The following is a 25,931-nucleotide window of genomic DNA, read 5'->3' as shown; positions in this document are numbered from 1 at the left end:
CCGGAGCGGATCGGGGTCCACCTCTCGGAGGAGTTCCAGCTCCACCCCGAGCAGTCCACCGACGCGATCGTCATCCACCACCCCGAAGCGAAGTATTTCAACGCACGCTGACACGGATCGGCGTACACTGGTCGGTCCCAAACAGGCCGGTCACCTGTTCCCCGAAGGGGTATGCCCGCGGGGCGAGGTGACCGGCCTTGTCGTCCCCGGAGAGAGGCGTAGCAATGACCAGCACCGTTCCCGCCCCCGTCGCCCGCACGGCCGACGGGCACGCCCTGCAGGCGGTGCTGCTCGACATGGACGGCACCCTCGTCGACACCGAGGGCTTCTGGTGGGAGATCGAAGCGGAGATCTTCCACGAGCTCGGCCACCGGCTCGACGAGGCCTGGCGCGACGTGGTCGTCGGCGGTCCCATGACCCGCAGCGCGACCTTCCTGATCGAGGCCACCGGAGCCGCCATCGGCCTGGCCGAGCTGAGCGTCCTGCTCAACGAGCGCTTCGAGGCCCGCATCGCCGACCGGGTCCCCCTGATGCCCGGTGCCGAGCGGCTGCTGAGCGAGCTCGCCCGGCACAACGTGCCCACCGCCCTCGTCTCCGCCTCGCACCGCCGCGTCATCGACCAGGTCCTGCTCACCCTGGGCCGCGACCGCTTCACCATGACCGTCGCCGGGGACGAGGTCGCCCGTACGAAGCCGCACCCCGACCCGTACCTGCTCGCCGCGAACACCCTGGGCGCGCACCCCTCCCGGTGTGCCGTCATCGAGGACACCGCCACCGGCGTCGCCGCCGCCGAGGCCGCCGGCTGCCGGGTCGTGGCGATCCCCTCCGTCGGCCGCATCGATCCCGCCCCGGGCCGGACGATCATGCGCTCGCTGGAGGACGTGGACCTGGCCTTCCTGCGCTCCCTCATCGCCCCCATGAACTGAGCGCACACGCCACCGCACGCTCTGTACCGAACGAAACGACCCCAGGTCCAAGGTCCCGCGGAAGAATCTTCCGCCGAGGGTGGCGGAGGCTGAAATTCCATCCTGTCTGATGGAGTTGACCCGGGTGACCTTTGTCACCCGTCACGGCCCCTACGGACCTGTCCCGGGGCCCTGGAGCCTACCGCTCTGTCCGGATTGATCAGCTCCTGACCGAATCCGGACAGAGCGTCGCGTGAACAGCCGGTTCACTCCCGTCACGGTGCGATTACACCCCAAGTCCGGCCAGTTCCAGCCATCCCGTCCCGGACCACTAGTGTCATTGCGGGCACTGCGCCGCACCTCAGCCGCCCCGGCCACACACCCCTGTGCCGGGACCGCGTGGACCGATCGTCACTACACCGGCCCGATCGTTCCGCCCTGAACGGGCGACCGCCGCGAAGTGCCCTTCACACCGCTTTGAGCAAGTGCCGGTAACAGGGAGTACTTCCAGCATGAACCGCAAGACCATGGTGCTGACGGCCGCGGCCGGACTGCTCACCCCCGCGCTGGCCGCATGCGGCACCGCGACCGGCGGAGGAGCAGGATCCGGAGCGATCGTCGTCGGGACCACCGACCGGTTCGAGGCCGCCGAATACGCCCCCGCCCCGTTCGACCCGGCCTACGCCTATGACGCCGGTGCCTGGAACGTCCTGCGCCAGACCGTCCAGACGCTGATGCACACCCCGCGGGCCGGCGGTCAGCCCGTCCCCGAAGCGGCCTCCGACTGCCGCTTCACCGACACCGGCAACGAGAGCTACCGCTGCACCCTGCGCCCGGGCCTCAAGTTCGCCTCCGGCGACCCCGTCACGGCCAAGGACGTCAAGTTCTCCATCGACCGCGTCCTCGCCATCAAGGACGAGAACGGCCCCTCCTCGCTCCTGGCCAACATCGACTCCGTCGAGGCGAAGGCCGCCGACACCGTCGTCTTCCACCTGAAGACCCCGGACGCGACCTTCCCGTTCAAGCTCTCCACCCCCGCCGCGGGCATCGTCAGCGAGAAGAACTACGACGCCAAGAAGCTCCGCGAGGGCTTCGCCGTGGACGGCTCCGGCCCGTACACGATGAAGGCCGAGGTCAAGAACAACGAGCTCGTCCGCGCCGTCTTCACGAAGAACCCCCACTACAAGGGCGACCTCAAGCTGCAGAACGACAAGGCCGAACTGCGCACCTTCGCCGACTCCGCGGCCATGGGCAAGGCGCTCGCCGACGGGAAGATCCACGTGATCTCCCGCACCCTGTCGCCCGCCCAGATCACCGAGCTCTCCACCAAGCCCCCCAAGGGCGTCAAGCTCACCCCGCTGTCCGGGCTCGAGATCCGCTACCTCGGCTTCAACACCGACGCCCCGGCCGTCAAGGACAAGGCAGTACGCCAGGCCCTCGCCGCCGCCGTGGACCGCAACGCCCTCATCGACAAGGTCTACGGCAAGGCCGCCCAGCCCCTCTACTCGCTGGTCCCCACCACCGTCACCGGCCACGTCAACTCCTTCTTCAACAAGTACGGCGACGCCAACACCGCCAAGGCCGCCACCCTGCTGAAGGACGCCGGGATCAAGACCCCGGTCAAGCTCACGCTGAACTACACCAACGACCACTACGGCGACGGCACCGCGGCCGAGTTCGAAGCCCTCAGGGCCCAGCTGAACTCCACCCAGCTGTTCGACATCACCGTCCAGGGCAGCGACTGGGCCGACTTCCGCCCCGCGCAGAAGAAGGGCGACCACGCCGCCTACGGACTCGGCTGGTTCCCCGACTACCCCGACGCCGACAACTTCCTCGCCCCGTTCCTGGAGCAGGACAACTTCCTGGGCACCCCGTACGCCAACGCCGCCGTACGCACCCGCCTCCTCCCCGAATCCCGGCGCGCCGCCGACCGCAACGTCGCCGCCCCCGCGATCACGGAGATGCAGGACATCGTCGCCGAGGACGTACCCGTCCTGCCCCTGTGGCAGGGCAAGCAGTACGTCGCCGCACGCGACGGGATCACCGGAGTGGAGTGGTCGGTCAACGCCATCTCCGACCTCCAGCTGTGGGAGCTCGGCCGCGGCGTAAGCGGCTGACGCACGCAAACAACCGGCAGCGGGTGTCGCGGGCCGGCCCGAAGAATCTGTTCGACTGAGAAGGACGTAACCGTGAATCGACGTAACCAGTGGCTGGCGGCCCCGCTCGGCGCAGCCACCGCCGCCGCGCTGCTCAGCGGTTGCGGCTCGACCGATGGCTCCAACGCCGGCAGCGGCAAGGGCGTGGTCATGGGCATATCGGACAAGGTGAAGGCCACCGACCCGGCCTCGGGCTACGACCCGGGCTCCTGGGTGCTCTTCAACAACGTCTTCCAGTCCCTCCTCAGCTTCCCCAAGGGCGGCACCGCCCCCGAGCCCGACGCCGCGGAGACCTGCGGGTTCGAGGGCTCCGACAGCAAGACCTTCAAGTGCACCCTGCGCGGCGGCCTGAAGTTCAGCAACGGCCACAGCCTCACCGCGAAGGACGTCAAGTACTCCTTCGAGCGCACCCTGAAGATCAACGACGCGAACGGCCCCGCCGTCATGCTCGCCTCGATCGGCTCCATCGAGGCCCCCGACGACAAGACCGTCGTCTTCCATCTCAAGAGCTCCGACGCGACCTTCCCCAGCAAGATCGCCTCGGGCGCCGGCTCCATCGTGGACCACGCCGAGTACCCGGCCGACAAGATCCGCACCGACGGCAAGGCCATCGGCTCCGGTGTCTACAAGCTGGACTCGATCAGCGACAAGAGCGCGAGCTTCTCCGTCAACGAGTCCTACACCGGCAAGGCCAAGGTGCGGAACTCCGGCGTCACCATGAAGTTCTACAACGACGACCAGGCCGCCCTGAAGCGGGTCCTCGAAAGCGGCGACGTCGACTTCGCCTTCCGCGGCCTCGCCGCCAAGGACATCGCCGGCCTCTCCGCCAACACCGGCGACAAGAAGGTCGAGGTCGTCCAGGGCACCGGCGCCGAGGTCCAGCACCTCGTCTTCAACATGAACGACCCGGTCGCCGGAAAGATCCACATCCGCAAGGCCATCGCCTACCTCGTCGACCGCGAAGCCCTGGTCAAGGAGGTCTACCAGGGGACCGCGACCTCGCTCTACTCGATCGTCCCGGCCGGCATCGCCTCGCACACCACCCCCTTCTTCGACCGCTACGGCGGCAGCCCCCAGCTGGAGAAGGCCAAGGCCGTCCTGCGCGCGGCCAACGTCAAGGACAAGGTCAAGATCACCCTGTACTCGACGCCCACCCGCTACGGCCCCTCCACCGACCAGGAACTCCAGCTCATCGCCAAGCAGCTGAACGACAGCGGCCTCTTCGAAGCCGACGTCAAGTCCGCCGAGTTCGAGCAGTACGAGAAGGACATCCAGGCGGGCAAGTACGGCGTCTACGTCAAGGGCTGGGTGCCCGACTACCCGGACGCCGACAACTTCACCCAGCCGTTCTTCGGCCCCGACAACGTCCTCGGCAACAACTACGACAACAAGGAGATCACCGGGAGCATCATCCCGTCGACCTCCGCGAAGTCCGACCGCACCGCCGCCACCACGGACTACAACCGCCTCCAGGACATCGTCGCCGACGAGATCCCGATCCTCCCGCTCTGGCAGGGCAAGCAGTACGCCGTCACCCGCCCCAACGTGACCGGCCTGCAGTGGTCCCTCGACGCCTCGACCGTCTTCCGCTTCTGGGAGATCAGCAAGGGCTGAGCCCCACCGCACGACCCGAACGGGCCGGCAGCCGCACCACGCAGCCGCCGGCCCGTTCGCCGTACACCGAAACCCGCAGGAGCCCTACTGGCCCTGCCCCGCGCCCGGACGCACCAGACCGCTCTCGTACGCGTACACCGCCGCCTGCACCCGGTCCCGCAGCCCCAGCTTCGTCAGCACGTGCCCCACGTGCGTCTTCACCGTGGTCTCGCTCACGAACAGGTCCGCCGCGATCTCCGCGTTCGACAACCCCCGGGCCACCAGCTTCAGCACCTCGACCTCCCGCTCGGTCAGCGTGCCCAAGGTGTCCGGCACGCGCTCCTCACCCGAAGGCAGGTGACCCGCGTACTTGTCCAGCAGCCGCCGCGTGATGCTCGGCGCGAGCATCGCCTCGCCGCCCGCCACCACCCGGATCGCCTGCACCAGCTCATTGGCCGGCGCATCCTTCAGCAGGAACCCGCTCGCCCCCGCCCGCAGGGCCTCCACCACGTACTCGTCCAGATCGAACGTGGTCAGCACCAGCACCTTCGCCGGACCGTCCCGGCCCGGACCCGTGATCTGCCGGGTCGCCTCCACCCCGTCCATCCGCGGCATCCGGATGTCCATCAGCACCACGTCCGGCTGCAGCGCCCGCACCTGGTCCAACGCCTGCAGGCCGTCCCCGGCCTCGCCGACCACCGCGAGGTCCTCCTCGGCCTCCAGGATCATCCGGAAGCCGGTACGCAGCAGCGGCTGGTCATCGACCAGAAGGACGCGGATCGCCACGGGGTCTACCTCGTATTCGCACGGCGGCTTCGACGGACGCCGCCCATTCTGCCCTGACCGCCTAACGGGGGACGATCGTCAGAGGATAGGCCGGGGGAGTACCCCCGAACTCCGGACACACCGCCTGATGATCACACCAGCCGCACAGCTTCGTCGGCCGCGGCCGCCAGTCCCCCGACTCCGTCGCCTCCCGGATCGCCTCCCACAACGCATGCAGCTTCCGCTCCACCCGCTCCAGGTCCTCCACCACCGGGTCGTACGTCAGCACCTCACCACTGCCCAGGTACACCAGCTGCAACCGCCGCGGCACGACCTGCTTCAGCCGCCACACCACCAGCGCATAGAACTTCATCTGGAACAACGCACCCTCGGCATACTCCGGCCGCGGCGCCTTGCCCGTCTTGTAGTCGACGATCCGCACCTCACCCGTCGGCGCCACGTCCACCCGGTCGATGATCCCGCGCAGCCGCAGCCCCGACGCCAGCTCCGTCTCCACGAAGAACTCCCGCTCCACCGGCTCCAGCCGCGTCGGGTCCTCCAACGTGAACCACCGCTCCACCAGCGCCTCGGCCTCCGTCAGCCACTGCGCCAGCCCCGCCCCCTCGTCCCCCTCCGGGAACAGACCGGCCAGCTCGGGCTTCGACTCCAGCAACCGCTCCCACTGCCCGGGAATCAACGCCTTCGCCACCGGAGCCGTCCGCTCCGCCGCAGGATGATCGAAAAGCCGCTCCAGCACCGCATGCACCAGCGTCCCCCGCGTCGCAGCAGCGCTCGGCTTCTCCGGCAGCTTGTCGATCACCCGGAACCGGTACAGCAGCGGACACCGCATGAAATCACTCGCCCGCGAAGGAGACAGCGAAGAAGGCGCCACCGCGACCGGCGCCCCCGCGCCATCACCGGCTTCCACACCCGCACCGGCTTCCATCCCGGCATCCGCACCCGCCTGCGCGCGGCCATCGTCACCCGCACCGGCTTCCACCCCAGCACCGGCACCCGCACCGGCATCCACAGCGGCATCCGCGAAAGGGGCACCCGAGCTCGTCGTCATGCACAAAACCCTACGACCCGCCACCGACAGCCCGCGCCATACCATCGACTCCGGACCCCCTCGCACTGCATGATCGGAGCACCACGACCCGCTACACACCGGCTAAAGCGCCATCTGAACCACACCTGAACCACACTGGAAACAACAGCACCGACCGAAGGACAGCCGTGGCAGACACCGACGAAACCGGCGAGCGCGCAGACCGGCGCTCAGGACCGGGCGGCGGAATCCTCATGGGCCGCCCCTTCGGCGTACCCGTCTACGTCTCCTCCAGCTGGTTCCTCGTCGCCGCCCTCATCACCTGGGTCTTCGGCAACCAGCTCGACCGCGTCCTCCCCGAGCTCGGACCCGTCCGCTACCTCGTCTCCCTCTTCTTCGCCGTCGCCTTCTACGCCTCCGTCCTCGTCCACGAACTCGCGCACACCGTCGCCGCCCTCCGCTTCAAACTCCCCGTCCGCCGCATCCAGCTCCAGTTCTTCGGCGGAGTCTCCGAAATCGAGAAGGAATCCGAGACCCCCGGCCGCGAATTCGTCCTCGCCTTCGTCGGCCCCCTCCTCTCCCTCCTCCTCGCCGGAACCTTCTACCTCGGCATGAAGGCCGTCGACCCCGCCACCGTCCCCGGCGTCCTCCTCGCCGGACTGATGATCTCCAACCTCCTCGTCGCCGCCTTCAACCTCCTCCCCGGCCTCCCCCTCGACGGCGGTCGCATGCTCCGCGCCGTCATCTGGGGCATCACCGGCAAACCCATGACCGGCACCATCGCCGCCGCCTGGATCGGCCGCGCCCTCGCCGTCACCGTCCTCCTCGGCCTCCCCCTGCTCACCCACACCGGCACCCTCGGCACACGCGGCGGTGCCGTCGACTCCGCCGGCATGAACACCGTCATGGACGCACTCCTCGCCGCCATCCTCGCCGCCATCATCTGGACCGGAGCCGGCAACAGCCTCCGCATGGCCCGCCTGCGCGAACACCTCCCCGAACTGCGCGCCCGCACCCTCACCCGCCGCGCCATCCCCGTCGAGAACACCACCCCCCTCTCCGAAGCCCTCCGCCGCGCCAACGAAGCAGGCGCCCGCGCCCTCGTCGTCGTCGACGGCCACGGAGACCCCACCGCCATCGTCCGCGAAACCGCCATCGCCTCCGTCCCCGAACACCGCCGCCCCTGGGTCGCCGTCAGCACCCTCGCCCAGGACCTCACCGACGGCATGAAGGTTTCCGCGGACCTCACCGGCGAAGAACTCCTCGACCACCTCCGGGCCACCCCCGCCACCGAATACCTCGTCCTCGAACCCACCGGCGAGATCTACGGCGTCCTCTCCACCCTCGACGTCGAAAAAGCCTTCGTGAAAGCCATGGCACGGCCCCAGTCCTGAAGCCAATACACTGGTCACATGTCCGAACCGACCGGTGCCGCCCGCCGACGCGGGCCCTTCGAGGTCGGGGACCAGGTACAGCTGACCGACCCCAAGGGCCGCCACTACACGTTCACGCTCGAAGCAGGGAAGAACTTCCACACCCACAAGGGTTCCTTCCCGCACGACGAGCTGATCGGCGCTCCCGAGGGCAGCGTTGTCCGCACCACCGGCAACGTCGCCTACCTCGCGCTGCGCCCCCTGCTCCCCGACTATGTCCTGTCCATGCCCCGCGGCGCCGCCGTGGTCTACCCCAAGGACGCCGGCCAGATCCTGGCCTTCGCCGACATCTTCCCCGGCGCCCGCGTCGTGGAGGCAGGCGTCGGCTCCGGCTCCCTGAGCAGCTTCCTGCTGCGCGCCATCGGCGACCAGGGCATGCTCCACAGCTACGAGCGCCGCGCGGACTTCGCCGAGATCGCCACCGCCAACGTGGAGCGCTACTTCGGCGGCCCCCACCCGGCGTGGAAGCTGACCGTGGGCGACCTCCAGGACAACCTGGACGAGACCGACGTCGACCGCGTGATCCTCGACATGCTCGCCCCCTGGGAGTGCCTGGAAGCGGTCAAGAAGGCCCTCGTCCCCGGCGGCATCCTCTGCTGCTACGTGGCCACCACCACCCAGCTGTCCAAGACCGTCGAGTCCATCCGCGAGATCGGCTGCTTCGCCGAGCCGCAGCCCTGGGAATCGATGATCCGCAACTGGCACGTGGAAGGCCTCGCCGTCCGCCCGGACCACCGGATGATCGGCCACACCGGCTTCCTCGTCACCGCCCGCCGCCTCGCCGACGGCGTCGAGCCCCCCATGCGCCGCCGCCGCCCCGCCAAGGGCGCCTACGGCGAGGACTACGAAGGCCCCGGCAGCGACCGCTCCGCGTAACCACCCCGCACACCCAACACGAAGGCGCTGTGCCGCAGTTCCCCGCAAACCCCGGGAACTGCGGCACAGCGCCTTTTCGTTGTCGCATCGAACGCCACGGCCGGAGCCGGACCCGGACGTTCCACCATCGTGTGAGGTATGGCACGATGCTGGCTCCCCGTCACCCCTCGCACAGGAGACACCCAGCGTGCTGCACAGCCCCGCCGAGCTGACGCCGACATTGGACACCCTGGGACACACCCGCACCAGGCCCGTCCACTGGATCGCCACCGCATCCGCCATGGCCGCCGTCATAGCCGGCGCGGGACTTCTCCAACCGGCCGCCGCCGGAACCACCGCCCGGGCCGCCGAAGGCCCCCAGGCAGCCGCCCCCGACCCGGCAGGGATCACCTACCCCCTCGACTGCAAGGGCGCCCCGCAGGCCGTCACCGCCACCGCCCAGGGCGACCTCGACGGCGACGGCCGCCCCGAAACCGTCGCCGCAGTCCGCTGCGACGCCGGATCCGGCACCCCGCCCCACGCCATCTACGTACTCGTCCAGGACCGCACCGCAGGAGCCCGCCCCCGCGTCGTCGCCACCCTGCTCGAAGCCGGCCAGCGCAAGACCGCCACCGACCTCACCGTGCGCGACGGCACCGTCACGGCGAGCCTCCTCGGGTACTCCTCACCCGACGTCCCCCGCTACAGCCCCGACCTCAAACAGCGCGCCAAGTGGCGCTGGAGCGACGGAAAATTCCGCCAGGAGCTGACGGACTCGGCCGCCAGGAGTGTTTGAAGCCTCACTCCGCGTCCGGACCGAACACTTCCACCCGGTCCGAAACACGCCTCACGTGGATGCAGTCACCCGGACATTCCTTCGCCGAATCCACCACGTCCTGCAACAGCACCAGCGGAACCGGAGTCGTTGCCCCCGCCTCCTGCAGCAGCTCGTCGTCCGCACCCTTCACATACGCCAGACCATCGATGTCCAGCTCGAACACCTCCGGCGCGTACTGCACGCAGATGCCGTCCCCGGTGCAGAGGTCCTGGTCGATCCAGACCTCGAGAGCCTCGCCGGACCCGCCCGCGACGCCCGCCGGAGCCTCCTGCTGCACGCTCATATCTCCTGCCGTTCCCTGCCCTGAGTGATCCATCCCGGTCACAACTCGCGGCAAGTCGCGCGGGCCCTGACGGGTGTTGAACAGTTCGACCTTACAACCGGCCGCTTTCAGATGTTGATGGGTGGGTATTTCCTTGGCGTGAGGGAGTACGCAAGGGTGAAGATCGGACACGCCTCTACCGTCTTTGTGATCTAGGGGTTTCAATCACCACCAGCCCAGGTAGGGTCAGGAAGCGTCCAGCTCCCCTTGGAGGAGGTGAGGACCGTGGCAGCCCACGACGACGACATCAACCGCGGCATCCGGCCCGGGCGAGGGTCTGAGGACCCCGCCGGCCAGGTTGCCTATCTCGAGCAGGAAATCGCCGTCCTGCGCCGCAAGCTCGCCGACTCTCCGCGACACACGAGGATTCTCGAAGAGCGGATCGTCGAGCTTCAGACAAATCTGGCCGGCGTCTCCGCACAGAACGAACGACTCGCGAATACCCTCCGTGAGGCCCGAGACCAGATCGTGGCCCTCAAGGAGGAAGTCGACCGGCTCGCACAGCCGCCGGCCGGCTTCGGTGTCTTCCTGCAAGCCAACGAGGACGGCACCGTCGACATCTTCACCGGAGGCCGAAAGCTCCGCGTGAACGTCAGCCCCAGCGTCGACCCGGAAGACCTCCGGCGCGGCCAGGAGGTCATGCTCAACGAAGCGCTCAACGTGGTCGAGGCCATGGAATTCGAGCGGGCCGGGGACATCGTCACCCTCAAGGAAATCCTCGAGGACGGCGAGCGCGCCCTGGTGGTCGGGCACACCGACGAGGAAAGGGTGGTGAGGCTCGCCGAGCCGCTCCTGGACATCACCATCCGCCCCGGCGACGCCCTGCTGCTCGAACCCCGCTCCGGCTACGTCTACGAAGTGGTCCCCAAGAGCGAGGTCGAAGACCTCGTCCTCGAAGAGGTCCCCGACATCGACTACGACAAGATCGGCGGCCTGGGCGACCAGATCGAGCTGATCCGCGACGCCGTTGAGCTCCCGTACCTCTACCCCGACCTCTTCAAGGAACACGAACTGCGGCCCCCGAAGGGCATCCTGCTCTACGGCCCGCCCGGCTGCGGCAAGACGCTCATCGCCAAGGCCGTCGCCAACTCCCTTGCCAAGAAGGTCGCCGAGGTGACCGGACAGGCAGCAGGAAAGTCCTACTTCCTGAACATCAAGGGACCCGAACTCCTCAACAAGTACGTCGGCGAGACCGAGCGGCACATCCGCCTCGTCTTCCAGCGTGCCCGCGAGAAGGCCAGCGAGGGCACCCCCGTCATCGTCTTCTTCGACGAGATGGAATCCCTCTTCCGCACCCGCGGATCCGGAGTCAGCTCGGACGTGGAGAACACCATCGTCCCCCAGCTGCTCGCCGAGATCGACGGCGTGGAAGGCCTGGAGAACGTCATCGTCATCGGCGCCTCCAACCGCGAAGACATGATCGACCCGGCCATCCTGCGGCCCGGACGCCTCGACGTGAAGATCAAGATCGAGCGCCCGGACGCAGAAGCCGCGAAGGACATCTTCGCCAAGTACCTCAAGGCCTCGCTGCCCCTGCACACGGACGACCTGTCCGAACACCAGGACTCGCCGGCCGGCACCGTCCACAGCATGATCCAGACCGTCGTCGAGCAGATGTACGCCGAATCCGAGGAGAACCGCTTCCTCGAGGTCACGTACGCCAACGGCGACAAGGAAGTCCTCTACTTCAAGGACTTCAACTCCGGCGCCATGATCCAGAACATCGTGGACCGGGCCAAGAAGATGGCCATCAAGGCCTTCCTCGAACACAACCAGAAGGGCCTCCGCGTCTCCCACCTCCTCCAGGCATGCGTGGACGAGTTCAAGGAGAACGAGGACCTGCCCAACACCACCAACCCGGACGACTGGGCCCGAATCTCCGGAAAGAAGGGCGAGCGGATCGTATTCATCCGCACCCTCGTCACCGGAAAGCAAGGCGCGGACACCGGACGCTCCATCGACACGGTGGCAAACACCGGTCAGTACCTCTGACCGAGCGGAGCGGCTGCGGATGCCCTCCCCGGGCATCCGCAGCCGACTGCTTTACCGGCCGATTTTCAGCCGGTGACGAGGCCAATTCAATGACGGAAATGATCTCCCCACGAGCGCGAAGTGGTTCTACGCTCTTCCTTACCGCCGCCGGACGCGCACTGCGGGGACGGGCACCGCACAGGAACAGGCACAGGCACGCGCACCGGAGCACCAGCGGTACTTGAGCGCCGCTCCCGACGAGGGGCGCCGCCGGGCAAGGAGGGCCGCATGACCGTACGGCGAGTAATGGGGATCGAGACGGAGTACGGGATCTCCGTCCCGGGCCACCCGAACGCCAATGCCATGCTCACCTCGTCCCAGATCGTCAACGCGTACGCGGCGGCGATGCACAGGGCGCGCCGCGCCCGCTGGGACTTCGAGGAGGAGAATCCGCTGCGGGACGCCCGGGGCTTCGACCTCGCCCGCGAGGCCGCGGACAACAGCCAGCTCACCGACGAGGACATCGGCCTCGCCAACGTCATCCTCACCAACGGCGCACGGCTCTACGTGGACCACGCCCACCCCGAATACAGCTCCCCGGAGATCACCAACCCGCTCGACGCCGTCCTCTGGGACAAGGCCGGCGAGCGGATCATGGCCGAGGCCGCCGTACGGGCCGCCCAGCTGCCCGGCGCCCAGCCGATCCACCTCTACAAGAACAACACCGACAACAAGGGCGCCTCCTACGGCACGCACGAGAACTACCTGATGAAGCGGGAAACCCCCTTCTCGGAGATCGTGCGCCACCTGACCCCCTTCTTCGTCTCGCGCCAGGTCGTCACCGGGGCCGGGCGGGTGGGCATCGGCCAGGACGGCCGCGAGCACGGCTTCCAGATCAGCCAGCGAGCGGACTACTTCGAGGTCGAGGTCGGCCTCGAGACCACCCTCAAGCGGCCCATCATCAACACCCGCGACGAGCCGCACTCGGACGCCGAGAAGTACCGCCGGCTCCACGTGATCATCGGAGACGCCAATCTCTCCGAGATCTCCACCTACCTCAAGCTGGGCACGACCTCGCTGGTCCTCGGGATGATCGAGGACGGGTTCATCAACGTCGACCTCGCCGTCGACCAGCCCGTACGCACCCTGCACCAGGTTTCCCACGACCCGGACCTCCAGCACCTGATCACGCTGCGCAGCGGCCGGACACTGACCGCGGTGCAACTCCAGATGGAGTACTTCGAGCTCGCCAGGAAGTACGTGGACGAGCGGTACGGGTCCGACGCGGACGAGCAGACCAAGGACGTCCTGGCCCGCTGGGAGGACGTCCTGGGGCGGCTGGAGACCGACCCGATGAGCCTGTCGGGGGAGCTGGACTGGATCGCCAAGCGGGAGATCCTCGAGGGCTACCGGCGCCGCGACGGCCTGGGCTGGGACGCGGCCCGGCTGCACCTGGTGGACCTGCAGTACTCGGACGTACGGCCGGAGAAGGGCCTGTACAACCGCCTGGTGGCCCGCGGCAAGATGAAGCGGCTGGTGGACGAGCCAGCCGTGGAGCGGGCCCAGAGCAAGCCCCCGGAGGACACCCGGGCCTACTTCCGCGGCCGCTGCCTGGAGCAGTACGCGGACGACGTGGCCGCGGCCTCCTGGGACTCGGTGATCTTCGACCTCCCGGGCCGGGACTCGCTCCAGCGCGTCCCGACCCTGGAACCCCTGCGGGGGACCCGGAACCACGTCAAGGAGCTCCTGGACCGCTGCCGCACGGCGGAGGACCTGGTGCGGGTGCTTTCCGGTCAGTGAGTGGTGCCTTCGGGGCCTGAAAGGGCCCCGGTCCGGGAATCATGAAATCAGCCGGACGTTATGAAAGTGCGGGGACGAATGTCGGACCCTCCTTGTAGGGTCCGGCGTAGGGTCTGATCTTGAGAGATCCCGAATCCCGGGGTCTCTCGACGTGAGCGTGCGAACCGAGCGGGGTGAGGTAGACATGGCGACCAAGGACACCGGCGGCGGACAGCAGAAGGCGCAGCGCTCGACCGAGGAGGTCGAGGAGGCTGCGGTCGAGGAATCGACCGATCTCAAGGAGCGGCAGGAGAAGCTCTCCGATGACGTCGACTCCGTACTTGACGAGATTGACGATGTACTCGAGGAAAATGCCGAGGACTTCGTTCGGAGTTTCGTACAAAAAGGCGGCGAATAGCCTTCGAATCCAAGGTGAACTCGCAAGCATGGCTCCATGTCCAATGGAACGAAGTGGTGTCGCGGTTGTAGTCGCGACGTCCCACTGAGCGGGTTCGCCCTGGATCGGAATCGCGGCGACGGCCTTCAGCCGAGGTGTCGGGAGTGTGTGGCGGAGTACAGCGCCGCGCACTACCGGCGTCGTCAAGCGGCGCAGGGCAAGGTCGTCAAGGAGAGAGTGGATGTCCCGTCGGGCCACAAACTCTGTCGGCAGTGCGGTGAGGTCAAGCCGCACAGCGAGTGGCACAAGAACGCCTCGGCGTCCGATGGCTTGTCCACTCGGTGCAAGGCGTGCCGGGCCATCCAGGGCCGGGCTGGTCACTTGAAGCGTTCGTACGGCATCACCGAGTCTCAGCGCGACGAGATGATCGCGGCTCAGGCCGGGGTCTGCGTGATCTGCGAGACGGCTCTTGCCGAGCACGTTGATCACGATCATCAGACGGGTAAGGTCCGAGGCGTACTGTGCTTCAGCTGTAACGCAGCGCTGGGGCAGTTCAAGGATCGGCCGGACGTCATACGGCGTGCAGCCGCTTACGTGGAAGGAAACCTGTGGAACCCAACACTCGTAGCACAGGGCGTCTACCGGCAGCCTTCCTGACGCCGGGGTCGTCGTCCTTCATGGACTTCCTGGGTGCGCACTCGCCCGAGATGCTGCCCGGCAACCGCAAGCTGCCGGAAGGCGTCGTCGAGGCGCCGCACGGGACGACCATCGTCGCGGCCACCTTCCCCGGAGGCGTCGTGCTCGCCGGTGACCGGCGGGCGACCATGGGGAACATGATCGCGCAGCGGGACATCGAGAAGGTGTTCCCGGCCGACGAGTACTCCGCGGTCGGCATCGCCGGTACGGCCGGCCTGGCCGTGGAGATGGTGAAGCTGTTCCAGCTGGAGCTGGAGCACTTCGAGAAGGTGGAGGGGACGACCCTTTCCCTCGAAGGCAAGGCGAACCGGCTCTCGACCATGATCCGGAGCAATCTGGGCATGGCGATGCAGGGACTGGCCGTCGTGCCGCTCTTCGCCGGCTTCGACGAGGCCAAGGAGAAGGGCCGGATCTTCTCCTACGACGTGACCGGCGGCCGCTCCGAGGAGCACGGTTACGCCGCCACCGGTTCGGGCTCGATCTTCGCCCGCGGTTCGATGAAGAAGCTCTACCGCCCGGATCTGACGGAGGAGCAGGCCACCACGCTGGTCGTGCAGGCGCTGTACGACGCCGCCGACGACGACTCGGCGACCGGTGGGCCCGACCTGTACCGCCACATCTATCCGATCGTCACCGTCATCACGGACGAGGGATTCCGCAGGCTGACCGACGACCAGTCGCAGGAGCTGGCCCGTACGGTCACCAACCGTCGGCTGGAGCAGCCCGACGGCCCGCGCGCCGCCCTGCTCTGACCATCCGTCGCCCCGTAGGAGCCCAGAAGAAAGGGACGGACAGCCGGTGTCGACTCCGTTCTATGTGTCACCCCAGCAGGCCATGGCCGACCGGGCGGAATACGCCCGGAAGGGCATCGCCCGCGGTCGCAGCCTTGTCGTGCTGCAGTACGCCGACGGCATCGTGTTCGTCGGCGAGAACCCGTCCCGTGCGCTGCACAAGTTCAGCGAGATCTACGACCGGATCGGCTTCGCGGCCGCCGGCAAGTACAACGAGTACGAGAACCTGCGGATCGGCGGTGTGCGGTACGCGGATCTGCGTGGATACACCTACGACCGTGACGATGTGACGGCCCGTGGGCTGGCGAACGTGTACGCGCAGACGCTCGGCACGATCTTCTCCAGTGCAGGGGAGAAGCCGTACGAGGTGGAGCTGGTCGTCGCCGAGGTGGGGGCCACCGCTGCGGGGGACCAGATCTACCGGCTTCCGCATGACGGGTCGATCGTGGACGAGCACGGTTCGGTCGCGGTCGGTGGCAATGCCGAGCAGATCAGCACCTACCTCGATCAGCGTCACCAGGACGGGATGACCCTGTCCGAGGCGCTGAAGCTGGCGGTGCAGGCGCTGTCCAGCCAGGCCAACAGTGCGGACAAGGCGATTCCGGCGGAGCGGCTGGAGGTTGCGGTGCTGGACCGTACGCGGTCGCAGCAGCGGAAGTTCAAGCGGATCCGTGGCCGGCAGCTGGCGCGGCTGCTGGAGGCGGAGGTTCCGGCGGCGGCCCAGGCGGACGCCGTGTCGAACGACGAGGCGCCGGAGGACGACGCCGAGTAGGAGTGTGAGGTGCGGGGCCCCGGTTCGCCGTTTCGGCGGGCCGGGGCTTTCGTGTGTTCAGGGGGTGGGAGCCGGGCCCGAGGAGTCGCGTACGACGAGGTTCACGGGGAGGTCGGGGGCGGTCCAGGGGGTGCCTTCGAGGACGGCGAGGAGGGCGGTCATGCCCTGTTCGCCGATGCGTTCGGCGGGGAGGTGGACGGTGGTGAGTTCGGGTTCGACGGCGGTGGCGAGGGCGAGGTCGTCGAAGCCGGTGACGGAGAGGTCTTCGGGGACGCGCAGGCCGAGGCGGCGGGCGGCCTTGCAGGCGCCGGCGGCGAGGATGTCGTCGTCGCAGATGACGGCGGTGGGGCGGTCGGGGCCGGGGGTGGCGAGGGCCGCTTCCATGGCGGTGCGGGCGCCGTCGACGCTGAGGGGGGCGCGTACGGTGCGCAGTTCGGTGTGGTGGGGGCCGAGGTGGGTGGCGAGGGCCTTGGCGCGGACGTCGAAGGTCCAGCTGTCGATGGCGGAGGCGAGGTGGAGGAAGCGGCGGTGGCCGAGGTCGAGGAGGTGTTCGGTGACCTGGCGCATGCCGTCGGCCATGGCGAGGTTGATGTGGGCGGAGGCGTGGCCGGTGTCGGGGTCGCTGTCGAGCATGACGAGGGGGAGGTCGGTGCCTCCGATGGCGTGGAGGGCGTCGGCGGCCATGGAGGAGGCGATGACTCCGTCCAGGGCGGCGCGGGCGGAGGCGAAGGGGTCGCGGGCGGGGCCGGTGCCGTCGGGGGAGGGGTAGAGGACGACGCCGAAGCCGTGTTCGGCGGCGATGCGGGCGGCGCCGGTGTAGACGCGGGCGAAGAATTCGTTGGTGAGGGCGGGGACGACGAGGAGGGCGGTGCGGGTGGTGCCGAGGCGGAGGTTGCGGGCGGCGAGGTTGGGGCGGTAGCCGAGGGTGGTGGCGGCTTCGCGGACGAGGCCGGCGGTGCGTTCGGAGACGCGGCCGCGCCATTTGTCGCCGAGGACGAGGGAGACGGTGGCCTGGGAGACCCCGGCGGCGGTGGCGACGTCCCGGCTGGTGGGTCTCGTCACAGGGGGCTCCTGAAGTGCGTGGTCAGAACGGGTCTGCGGTTCCGGTGGGTGGACCGGTGGGCTGGGGCCATGGTACGTATGACCCGTCACGTTATACGTATTACCCCGGCGTGGGTCCGGGCAGAAGGGGGCGGACATGGCCGCGGGATACGCGGAGCTGCTCAGGACCCGGCATGCCGCGAGGCTGCTGGTGGGCACGCTGGTGGGGCGGCTGCCGAACGCGACGGCGCCGATCGCGATCGTGCTGTTCACCCGGGCCGAGGGCGGCAGCTACAGCCTGGCGGGCGCGCTGGCGGCCGTGTACGGGGTGGCGAACGCGGTGGGCCAGCCCCTGCTGGGGCGTGCGGTGGACCTGTACGGGCAGCCGCGGGTGCAGCTGCCGGCGGCGCTCGTCTCGGCGCTCGGCATGGTGTGGCTCGCGCTGGCGGGCACCGGGTCGGCGGTGGCGGCGTACGCGGCCGTGGTGGTCGCGGGGCTGTTCACGCCGCCGCTGGAGGGCGGGCTGCGGGCGCTGTGGCCGGGTGTGCTGGGCGGCCGTGAGGAGCGGGTGCACCAGGCGTACGCGATGGATGCGGTGGCCCAGGAGGTCATGTTCACGGTCGGTCCGCTGCTGGTGACGCTGTTCGTGGCGCTGTGGTCTCCGGCCGGGGCGCTGCTGGCGCTCAATGCGATCGGGGTGCTGGGTGCGTTGTCGGTGGTGGTGTCGGAGCCGTCGAGGGCGTGGCGTTCGGAGCCGCGTGAGGCGCACTGGCTGGGGGCGCTGCGTTCGCGGGGTCTGCTGGCGCTGCTGGGTGCGTTCTTCTTCGTGGGGTCGGCGCTGGGTTCGATCACGGTGGCGGGGGTGGCGTATGCGGACGGTCACGGTGGGCAGGTGGTGTACGGCTGGCTGATGGCGGCGCTGGGTCTGGGTGCGTTGGTGGGCGGTGTGGCGTACGGGGCGCGGCAGTGGGCGGGTGCGCCGGAGCGGCGGCTGCGGGTGCTGGTGGCGTTGCTGGCGGTGTGTTATCTGCCGTTGATGCTGGTGCCGGGTGCGGTGGCGATGACGGCGTTGACGGCGCTTGCGGGGGTGTTCCTGGCTCCGGCGATCGCGTGTGCGTTCATCGTGGTGGACCGGCATGCTCCGGTGGGGACGGTCACGGAGGCGTTCTCGTGGCTGGTGACGTTCTTCGGGGTGGGTGCGGCGATCGGTACGGCGGTTGCGGGTCCGGCGGTGGAACTGGGTGGTACGGCTGCGGGCTTCGGTGTGGCGAGTGCGGGTGGGGCGGCGGCGCTGGTGGTCCTGATGGCCACTCAGCGGGTGCTCGCGGCGCGCGGGCGCAGCCGTGCGGTGGCGGGTTCGGCGGGGGCTCCGGCGGGTGTGGAGGCGTCTGCCGGGCAGGGCTGAGCTCGGGGTTTCGCCGGGGGCGGGCCGGGTATGCACAGGTGTCGTGCTGTGCTTATCGGGTCGGCCCCCGGGTGTTTTGCGGCGGCTCGTCGGCGGTTTCCGGGGAAACTGATCGAACCGCGCTGGCGAACCCGGTTTCAGAAGGGGGCAGAAGGCGTAATGTTCAGTCATGGACCGCCGCATTTTCGGGCTGGAGAACGAGTACGGCGTCACGTGCACGTTCAGGGGACAGCGCCGACTGTCTCCTGACGAAGTGGCGCGCTACCTCTTCCGCCGTGTTGTGTCATGGGGCCGCAGCAGCAATGTCTTCCTGCGGAACGGTGCCCGCCTGTACTTGGACGTGGGTTCGCATCCGGAATACGCAACACCCGAATGCGACAACGTGACCGAACTGGTCACGCACGACAAGGCGGGCGAGCGCATTCTCGAAGGACTGCTCGTCGATGCCGAACGGCGCCTGCACGAGGAGGGAATCGCGGGCGACGTCTATCTCTTCAAGAACAACACCGACTCGGCGGGGAACTCGTACGGCTGCCATGAGAACTACCTGGTGGCGCGGCACGGGGAATTCTCCCGCTTGGCGGACATCCTCATTCCGTTCCTCGTCACGCGGCAGCTGATCTGTGGTGCGGGCAAGGTGCTGCAGACGCCGCGGGGTGCGGTGTACTGCGTGAGCCAGCGGGCCGAGCACATCTGGGAGGGTGTCAGTTCGGCGACGACGCGGTCGCGGCCGATCATCAACACGCGGGACGAGCCGCACGCGGATGCGGAGCGGTACCGCCGGCTGCACGTGATCGTCGGGGACTCGAACATGTCCGAGACGACGATGCTGCTGAAGGTCGGGGCGACCGATCTGGTGCTGCGCATGATCGAGGCGGGCACGGTGATGCGGGACCTGACGCTGGAGAACCCGATCCGGGCGATCCGTGAGGTCAGTCACGACATCACGGGTCAGCGCAAGGTGCGTCTGGCCAGTGGCCGGGAGGCCTCGGCGCTGGAGATCCAGCGGGAGTACTACGACAAGGCGGTGGACTTCGCCGAGCGCCGGGGGATCCGTACCGGCACGGTGGAGCAGGTGCTGGAGCTGTGGGGCCGGACCCTCGATGCGATCGAGGCGGAGGATCTGGACCGGATCGGGACCGAGATCGACTGGGTGATGAAGTACCAGCTGATCGAGCGGTACCGGGGCAAGCACAACATGACCATGTCGAATCCGCGGGTGGCGCAGATAGACCTCGCGTACCACGACATCCACCGGCGGCGCGGTCTGTACTACCTGCTGGAGCGCAAGGGGCAGGCGGCGCGGATCTGCAACGACCTGAAGATCTTCGAGGGCAAGTCGGTGCCCCCGCAGACGACGCGGGCGCGGCTGCGCGGTGATTTCATCCGGCGGGCGCAGGAGCAGCGGCGGGACTTCACGGTGGACTGGGTGCACCTGAAGCTCAATGACCAGGCGCAGCGGACGGTGCTGTGCAAGGACCCGTTCCGGTCGGTGGACGACCGGGTGGAGAAGCTGATCGCCGGGATGTAGATCTCCCCGGTGTGTGATGAGGGCCCCGTACCTGTCTCGTACGGGGCCCTCTTCACGGCTTAGAGTGGCGGCGACCGCTTGCCGTCTGAGATCTGAGGAACACGTGCGCCGACTTGCCGGCCTGCTTGTCGTACCCCTTCTGCTGCTGTCGACAGCGGCGTGTGGTGACAGCGGCTCCGACTCCGCCCAGATGAAGAACGGGGCGCCCGCGATCACGAAGGGTGCCGAGTTCGGGCAGAAGCCCACCCTGTCGACGGGTAAGGGAACGCCGCCGAAGGAGCTGAAGGTGGTGACCGTCAGCGAGGGCAAGGGCCCGGTGCTGAAGAAGGGCGACATCGCCCAGGTCAACTACCTCGGTCAGGTGTGGGACGGCAAGGAGCCGTTCGACCAGAGCTTCGACCGGGGTCAGCCGTTCGACGTGACGATCGGTGCGGGCGCTGTCATCAAGGGCTGGGACCAGGGTCTCGAGGGCCAGAAGGTCGGCAGCCGCGTCGAGCTGGTGATTCCGCCGGACATGGGTTACGGGGCCCAGGGTTCGGGCGAGAAGATCAAGCCGAACGCGACGCTGGTGTTCGTGGTGGACATCGTCAAGGGTACGTCCGTGCCGGTTTCGGCGACGGGCAAGGAGATCCCGCAGGACGACAAGGCGCTGCCGAAGATCGGTACGAACACGGACGGCAAGGAAGTCTCCGTGACCGTTCCGAAGGACACGGAGCCGCCGGCGAAGCTGGTGTCGAACTACGTCCTGGAGGCGGACGGCGCGCCGGTGAAGGACACCGACAGCGTCGTGGTCAAGTTCCACGGCAAGACGTGGAAGGACGACAAGACGTTCGAGAGCACGTACACGTCGGACACGACGGTGACGTGGCCGATGTCGCAGCTTTCGGTCAAGGGGCTGAAGGAGGGGCTGACCGGGAAGAAGGTCGGCAGCCGCATTCTTCTGGTGATCCCGCCGGACATGGCGTTCGGGGACCAGGAGAAGGGGTCCATTCCGGCTAAGTCGACGCTGGTCTTCAGCCTCGACATCCTCGCGGTGATGTAAGACTGTCCCGGTTGACCGGTTCGTAAGTTTGAGGAGCAGTTCCGTGAGCGACAAGCTCGAGAAGCCCGAGATCGACTTCCCCGAGGGTCCGGTTCCGACCGACCTGGTGATCGAGGACATCTGGGAGGGCGACGGCGCCGAGGCGAAGGTCGGGGCGTTCGTCAAGGTCCATTACGTGGGCGTGGCCTTCTCCACCGGTGAGGAGTTCGACGCTTCGTGGAACCGTGGCAGCGCGCTGCAGTTCCAGCTGGGTGTCGGCCAGGTCATCCAGGGCTGGGACAAGGGTGTCCAGGGGATGAAGGTCGGCGGTCGTCGCAAGCTGACGATCCCGGCGCACCTGGCCTACGGTGACCGCGGTGCGGGCAGTGCGATCGCCCCGGGCGAGACGCTGATCTTCGTGTGTGACCTGATGGACGCCTGATTCGGCGACCGTTTGATCGGTTGAGGGGCCCCTGCCTGTCGGTGGGGGCCCCTCGCTTTTGTCCCGGCGCGCCGGGGCGGTACGGTCAACGGTCACGGCTGTGTCCGCGAGCGGACGCGTACGAGGGAAGCGGGGATGGGCGTCGATGGCGATTGCCAAGGCCGAGCGGCTGATGAATCTGGCGCTGTGTCTGCTGGGGACGCGTCGGCCGCTGAGCAAGCGGGAGTTGCGGGGTTCGATCGAGGCGTACCTCGAGGCCGGCAACGACGAGTCCTTCAACCGGATGTTCGAGCGGGACAAGGACGATCTGCGTGAACTCGGTCTGGTGATCGAGACGGTGGAGAACCTGGAGGGCGAGATCGGTTATCTCGCGCGCCGGGACAGCAATCGGCTGCCTCCCGTCTCGCTGGACGCCGAGGAGGCCGCGGCTCTGGGGCTGGCGGCGAAGGTGTGGCAGCAGGCGCGGCTGGCGGGGGCGGCGAGCGGCGCCCTGCAGAAGCTGCGTGCGGGCGGGATGCCGGAGGCCGGGGATCCGTACGAGGGCCAGCACAGTGCGATCGAGCCGCGGATTCCGGTGCACGAGGCGGCTTTCGAGCCGTTGATGCTGGCGTGCCGGGACCGGCGGCCGGTGGTGTTCGACTACCGCAAGTCGAATGCGGCGCGGCCGGAGACCCGGCAGGTGGAGCCGTGGGCGCTGGAGTGCTGGCGGGGTCACTGGTACCTGGCCGGCTACGACCGTGACCGGGGTGCGGAGCGGGTGTTCCGGCTGTCGCGGATCACGGGGAAGGTCCGGTCGCGGGCGGGCAAGTATTCCGCGGAGGTGCCCGACGTGGTGACCGTGCGGGAGACCGTGGCGGGCTGGGCGGGGGAGAGCGCGGACCGTTCGGCGCTGATCCGGCTGCGGTCCGGGGCGGGGTATCCGCTGCGGGCCAAGGCGACGGCCGTGCGGGAGGGCGGGGACGGCTGGGACGAGCTGGAGATTCCGTACGGGCACGGGCTGGACGCCTGGCTGGTGGAGTTCGGGCCGGACGTCGTGGTGGTCGGGCCCGCCGATCTGCGGGCGGACGTGGTGGACCGGTTGCGGGCCGTCGCCAAGGCCTGAGCGCCGCCCCCGTCATTGACTGCCCGCGCGCGTACGAGCGCGGGCACCAGCGCGAGCGCGATCGCGAGCGCGCCATCCGAAGAGCACGCCCTGAGGGGGAGACGTACCAGCATGGCTGCCAACGCCATCGACCAGACCCGCCGGATGCTGTCCCTGGTCACCTATCTGCGGGAGCGCCCGGGCGCGCACGTCGCCGACGTCGCGCGGGCCTTCGGGATCACCGAGGACGAGCTGATCTCGGACCTCGACGTGCTGCCCATGTGCGGGACCAGTTTCCGGGGCGGCGACCTGCTCGACATCGACACCGACGGGGAACGCATCTGGTGGCGCAATCCGGACGCGTCGGGGGAGTCCACGGCGGAGCCGCTGCGGCTGGCGGCGGACGAGGCGACCGCGCTGCTGGTGGCGGCGCGGGCGGTGGCGACTCTTCCGGGGCTGCGTGAGAGCGACCGGGAGGCGCTGCTGCGGGCCACGGCGAAGCTGGAGGCGGCGGCGGGCGAGGCCGCCGGGGCCTCCTCGCGGCTGTCGGTGACCTTCGAGTCCGAGGGCGGTGTCTTCGCGGACGTCGACCGGGCGATCGCGGAGCGCCGCAGGCTGTGGCTGCGCTACTACTCCCCGGCGCGCGACGAGCTCACCGAGCGCAAGGTCGACCCGATCCGGCTGTTCGCGGTGGGGCACACGTACATGGAGGGGTGGTGCCACCTCTCGGAGGCGCGGCGCACCTTCCGCCTCGACCGGGTCGCGGAGATCCGGCTGCTGGAGGAGCGGGCCGAGCCGCCCGCGATCGAGCCGCGGGACCTGTCCGTGGGTCTGGTCCAGCCGGCGGCGGAGGACCCGGAGGTGGTCGTCGAGGTGGGGCCGGGCGGGCGCTGGGTCGCCGAGTACTACCCGCACGACAGCGCGGAGGAGCTGCCCGAGGGGGGGCTCCGGATCACGCTGCGCAGCCCGGATCCGGCGTCGCTGCGCCGGCTGGCGCTGCGGCTGGGCCGGGAGGGGCGGATCGTGGCGCCTCTCGAGCTGGCGGAGAGTGCGCGGAGCGCGGCTCGAGAGGCACTCGCGGGGTACGGGGAAACGGTCTGAGGGGAGCGGGGTCGATGTCGCAGAAGTCCGGGCCCGTCGCCTTCAAGGCCTCCTGTCCCGACTGCCGTGCCCGCTTCGAGCTGGAGGCGGGTGCGCTGCGTCTGGCGATCGGGGGCAGCCGCAGGGCCACGTTCTACTCCTTCACGTGTCCCGAGTGCGGTGTGGCCGTCCGTAAGCCCGCTGGTGAGCGGATCGTGGAGCTGTTGACGGGTGGCGGCGTGAGCACCCTGCGCAGTGTCTGACGGCGCTCCTCGTCTAGGCTCCTGTCATGCTGTGGCCGATGATCGCAATCGCTCTGGGTTTCCTGGGGCTCGCCGTCCTGTCCGTGCTGGCCGTGCGGGTGTTCGTGGAGGTGCGCAGGCTGTCCGGGCAGGTGGAGCGGGCGAGCCGGCGGATCTCGGACGCCTCGGGGGAGCTGGAGCGGGCGGCGTCGGATCTCGCGCGTGCGGGACGCGGCGTGCGGCCGTAACGCGGTCCTCAAAGCGGGACGAACCCGTGTGACCGGGGCGTGAACAACCGGTCTTTGCGCAAGCGCGGGTACCCCGGGGGATTGCCGAGCGTTTACCCCAGGGGGTTACGATCCTTGGAAGTCGGTCGCCGGTTCTCCGTGGTGGCCGGGCACAGCCACCACAACCAGCCGTTTCGGTGAGAAGGACGACACACATGATCGGCAATCTGAAGCCCCTCGAGATCCTCCTGATCGTCGCCGTGATCTTCCTGCTGTTCGGTGCCAAGAAGCTCCCCGACATGGCCCGCTCCCTCGGCAAGTCGGCCCGCATCCTCAAGAGCGAGGCCAAGGCCATGAAGAAGGACGGCGAGGCCGAGGACGCCGCCACGGCGGCGAACGTTGCCGACCAGGCAGCCCAGCAGCCCGTCGCCCCGCGCACCATCCAGGCCGCGCCCGGTGACGTCACCAGCTCCCGGCCCGTGAGCGAGCCGAACCGTACCGCCCAGGGCTGACCCGCCCCGGTCGCGCCAGTCATCTGCAACGAGACAAGGGACGTGGGTTGCTCAAGTCTGCCCGCAAGCAGGAGAAGAAGGACCGGAAGGCACAGGACGCCGAAGGGCGGATGCCTCTCGTCGAGCACCTGCGTGAGCTTCGTAACCGACTGCTGAAGTCGGTCCTGGCGATCGTGGTGATCACGAGCGTCGCTTTCTTCTTCTACAAGGACATCATCAACTTCCTGTTGAAGCCGATGCTGGATTCGGTCGGCTGCACCGGTGGAGTGGTGACCCAGCGCAACGGCCGTCCCTGCGCGGACATGACCGTGAACGGCCTGATCTCGGCGTTCTCGATCGCTCTGAAGGTCTCGCTGATGACCGGTGTCGTGCTTTCCACACCGGTGTGGCTCTACCAGCTGTGGGCGTTCGCCGCGCCCGGGCTGCACAAGCACGAGAAGAACTACGCGCGCGGTTTCGTCGCGGTCGGAGCGCCCCTGTTCCTGACCGGCGCGGTCCTCGCGTACAAGATCCTCCCGCAGACGGCGACGATCCTGCTGGAGTTCACGCCCGACAACACGCGCAACCTGCTGCCGGTCGACGACTACCTCGACCTGGTCGCCCGCATGGTGGTCGTGTTCGGCCTGGCCTTCGAGCTGCCGCTGCTGCTGATCCTGCTGAACTTCACCGGGGTCCTCACGGCCAAGCGGCTGGCGGGCTGGTGGCGCGGGATGGTCCTCGGGATCACGATCTTCGCGGCGTTCGCCACGCCCACGGGCGACCCGCTGACCATGCTGACGCTGGCGGCGCCGATCGTGGCCCTGTACTTCCTGGCGCTCGGCCTGTGCCTGCTCAACGACCGCAGGCGGGCGCGGAACAACCCCGATGCGGGGCTCGACGACGACGAGGCCTCCTCGCTGGACCTGACGCCGGCGCCGATCGGCGAGATGGAGGCGATCCAGGCCCCGGCCGCGCTGCCCGGCCAGGACGACGGCGGCCGTCAGCGGATCAACGGTTACGACGACGCCACCTGACAGGTAGGTTCCGGC

The 25,931-nt window shown here is 68.7% G+C and carries 26 protein-coding genes; 22 read left to right on the top strand and 4 right to left on the bottom strand.

Annotated elements, in window-relative coordinates; all coding sequences use genetic code 11:
• Positions 1-224: 224 nt before the first annotated feature.
• From ACIGFK_RS40705 to ACIGFK_RS40695, 3 genes are all read left to right on the top strand, one after another.
• A complete protein-coding gene (locus ACIGFK_RS40705) occupies positions 225-926 on the top strand; it encodes an HAD family hydrolase (RefSeq protein ID WP_376661342.1) in 702 nt (233 codons plus the stop codon).
• Positions 927-1,417: 491 nt separating this feature from the next.
• Complete coding sequence (locus tag ACIGFK_RS40700; RefSeq protein ID WP_376661341.1) at positions 1,418-3,022, top strand: ABC transporter substrate-binding protein; 1,605 nt, start codon at positions 1,418-1,420, stop codon at positions 3,020-3,022.
• A gap of 72 nt (positions 3,023-3,094) precedes the next feature.
• A complete protein-coding gene (locus tag ACIGFK_RS40695) occupies positions 3,095-4,675 on the top strand; it encodes an ABC transporter substrate-binding protein (RefSeq protein WP_376661340.1) in 1,581 nt (526 codons plus the stop codon).
• Positions 4,676-4,759: 84 nt separating this feature from the next.
• Here the strand turns inward: ACIGFK_RS40695 and ACIGFK_RS40690 are convergent, their stop codons facing one another.
• Positions 4,760-5,440 (bottom strand): response regulator, encoded by a 681-nt coding sequence (locus ACIGFK_RS40690; protein WP_376661339.1) that lies wholly within the window; start codon positions 5,438-5,440, stop codon positions 4,760-4,762.
• A gap of 61 nt (positions 5,441-5,501) precedes the next feature.
• Positions 5,502-6,365, bottom strand: coding sequence for a RecB family exonuclease (locus ACIGFK_RS40685; RefSeq protein ID WP_376661343.1), 864 nt, complete (start codon positions 6,363-6,365; stop codon positions 5,502-5,504).
• Positions 6,366-6,655: 290 nt separating this feature from the next.
• On the opposite strand from ACIGFK_RS40685, the gene ACIGFK_RS40680 reads away from it, so the two are divergent.
• The 3 genes from ACIGFK_RS40680 to ACIGFK_RS40670 all read left to right on the top strand — a co-directional run bounded on the left by ACIGFK_RS40680 (position 6,656) and on the right by ACIGFK_RS40670 (position 9,551).
• Complete coding sequence (locus ACIGFK_RS40680; RefSeq protein ID WP_376661338.1) at positions 6,656-7,861, top strand: site-2 protease family protein; 1,206 nt, start codon at positions 6,656-6,658, stop codon at positions 7,859-7,861.
• 18 nt (positions 7,862-7,879) lie between these two features.
• On the top strand, positions 7,880-8,776 hold the full coding sequence (locus ACIGFK_RS40675; RefSeq protein WP_042814566.1) for a tRNA (adenine-N1)-methyltransferase: 897 nt from the start codon (positions 7,880-7,882) through the stop codon (positions 8,774-8,776).
• Between the two features lie 187 nt (positions 8,777-8,963).
• On the top strand, positions 8,964-9,551 hold the full coding sequence (locus ACIGFK_RS40670; RefSeq protein ID WP_376661337.1) for a hypothetical protein: 588 nt from the start codon (positions 8,964-8,966) through the stop codon (positions 9,549-9,551).
• Positions 9,552-9,555: 4 nt separating this feature from the next.
• Here ACIGFK_RS40670 and ACIGFK_RS40665 read toward each other — a convergent pair whose 3' ends face one another.
• Complete coding sequence (locus tag ACIGFK_RS40665; protein WP_376661336.1) at positions 9,556-9,876, bottom strand: ferredoxin; 321 nt, start codon at positions 9,874-9,876, stop codon at positions 9,556-9,558.
• Between the two features lie 264 nt (positions 9,877-10,140).
• Here ACIGFK_RS40665 and arc point away from each other — a divergent pair, with 264 nt between their 5' ends.
• From arc to prcA, 6 genes are all read left to right on the top strand, one after another.
• Entirely contained in the window at positions 10,141-11,907 is a 1,767-nt protein-coding gene (gene arc, locus ACIGFK_RS40660) for a proteasome ATPase (protein WP_376661335.1), read from the top strand.
• Positions 11,908-12,174: 267 nt separating this feature from the next.
• Entirely contained in the window at positions 12,175-13,686 is a 1,512-nt protein-coding gene (gene dop / locus ACIGFK_RS40655) for a depupylase/deamidase Dop (RefSeq protein ID WP_376657820.1), read from the top strand.
• 184 nt (positions 13,687-13,870) lie between these two features.
• Positions 13,871-14,083, top strand: coding sequence for a ubiquitin-like protein Pup (locus ACIGFK_RS40650; protein ID WP_030294332.1), 213 nt, complete (start codon positions 13,871-13,873; stop codon positions 14,081-14,083).
• 36 nt (positions 14,084-14,119) lie between these two features.
• Positions 14,120-14,719 (top strand): endonuclease VII domain-containing protein, encoded by a 600-nt coding sequence (locus tag ACIGFK_RS40645; RefSeq protein ID WP_376657819.1) that lies wholly within the window; start codon positions 14,120-14,122, stop codon positions 14,717-14,719.
• On the top strand, positions 14,671-15,510 hold the full coding sequence (prcB, locus tag ACIGFK_RS40640) for a proteasome subunit beta (RefSeq protein ID WP_376657818.1): 840 nt from the start codon (positions 14,671-14,673) through the stop codon (positions 15,508-15,510). The genes ACIGFK_RS40645 and prcB overlap by 49 nt, the downstream gene beginning before the upstream one ends.
• Before the next feature lie 46 nt (positions 15,511-15,556).
• Positions 15,557-16,321 carry a proteasome subunit alpha gene (gene prcA / locus ACIGFK_RS40635; RefSeq protein WP_376657817.1) on the top strand — a complete coding sequence of 255 codons (765 nt, stop codon included), beginning with the start codon at positions 15,557-15,559 and terminating at the stop codon, positions 16,319-16,321.
• Positions 16,322-16,378: 57 nt separating this feature from the next.
• On the opposite strand, the gene ACIGFK_RS40630 is transcribed toward prcA, so the two are convergent.
• Positions 16,379-17,383 (bottom strand): LacI family DNA-binding transcriptional regulator, encoded by a 1,005-nt coding sequence (locus ACIGFK_RS40630; protein ID WP_376657816.1) that lies wholly within the window; start codon positions 17,381-17,383, stop codon positions 16,379-16,381.
• A 136-nt stretch (positions 17,384-17,519) separates the two neighbouring features.
• Between ACIGFK_RS40630 and ACIGFK_RS40625 the strand changes: the two genes are divergently transcribed.
• From ACIGFK_RS40625 to tatC, 10 genes are all read left to right on the top strand, one after another.
• Entirely contained in the window at positions 17,520-18,767 is a 1,248-nt protein-coding gene (locus ACIGFK_RS40625; protein ID WP_400055882.1) for an MFS transporter, read from the top strand.
• Positions 18,768-18,936: 169 nt separating this feature from the next.
• Entirely contained in the window at positions 18,937-20,298 is a 1,362-nt protein-coding gene (pafA, locus tag ACIGFK_RS40620; RefSeq protein WP_376657814.1) for a Pup--protein ligase, read from the top strand.
• A 103-nt stretch (positions 20,299-20,401) separates the two neighbouring features.
• The gene (locus ACIGFK_RS40615) at positions 20,402-21,340 is read left to right on the top strand and encodes an FKBP-type peptidyl-prolyl cis-trans isomerase (RefSeq protein ID WP_376657813.1); all 939 of its coding nucleotides are present in this window, start codon (positions 20,402-20,404) and stop codon (positions 21,338-21,340) included.
• A gap of 43 nt (positions 21,341-21,383) precedes the next feature.
• Positions 21,384-21,761 carry an FKBP-type peptidyl-prolyl cis-trans isomerase gene (locus tag ACIGFK_RS40610; protein ID WP_376657812.1) on the top strand — a complete coding sequence of 126 codons (378 nt, stop codon included), beginning with the start codon at positions 21,384-21,386 and terminating at the stop codon, positions 21,759-21,761.
• A gap of 145 nt (positions 21,762-21,906) precedes the next feature.
• Positions 21,907-22,863: a helix-turn-helix transcriptional regulator gene (locus ACIGFK_RS40605; protein ID WP_376657811.1), complete on the top strand. Its 957-nt coding sequence runs from the start codon at positions 21,907-21,909 to the stop codon at positions 22,861-22,863.
• Between the two features lie 111 nt (positions 22,864-22,974).
• Positions 22,975-23,943 (top strand): helix-turn-helix transcriptional regulator, encoded by a 969-nt coding sequence (locus tag ACIGFK_RS40600; RefSeq protein WP_376657810.1) that lies wholly within the window; start codon positions 22,975-22,977, stop codon positions 23,941-23,943.
• Positions 23,944-23,957: 14 nt separating this feature from the next.
• Positions 23,958-24,185: a hypothetical protein gene (locus tag ACIGFK_RS40595; RefSeq protein WP_376657809.1), complete on the top strand. Its 228-nt coding sequence runs from the start codon at positions 23,958-23,960 to the stop codon at positions 24,183-24,185.
• 26 nt (positions 24,186-24,211) lie between these two features.
• Positions 24,212-24,412 carry a hypothetical protein gene (locus ACIGFK_RS40590; protein WP_376657808.1) on the top strand — a complete coding sequence of 67 codons (201 nt, stop codon included), beginning with the start codon at positions 24,212-24,214 and terminating at the stop codon, positions 24,410-24,412.
• Positions 24,413-24,606: 194 nt separating this feature from the next.
• Positions 24,607-24,903 (top strand): Sec-independent protein translocase subunit TatA, encoded by a 297-nt coding sequence (gene tatA, locus ACIGFK_RS40585; protein WP_376657807.1) that lies wholly within the window; start codon positions 24,607-24,609, stop codon positions 24,901-24,903.
• A gap of 47 nt (positions 24,904-24,950) precedes the next feature.
• On the top strand, positions 24,951-25,916 hold the full coding sequence (gene tatC / locus ACIGFK_RS40580) for a twin-arginine translocase subunit TatC (protein ID WP_376657806.1): 966 nt from the start codon (positions 24,951-24,953) through the stop codon (positions 25,914-25,916).
• The last annotated feature ends 15 nt before the right edge of the window (positions 25,917-25,931 follow it).

This window comes from Streptomyces sp. NPDC085524 (assembly GCF_044541755.1).
In the GTDB taxonomy this organism is placed as follows: Bacteria; Actinomycetota; Actinomycetes; order Streptomycetales; family Streptomycetaceae; genus Streptomyces.
The sequence above is the reverse complement of the archived record's forward strand: the minus strand, read 5'-3'. Positions and strand labels throughout refer to the sequence as shown.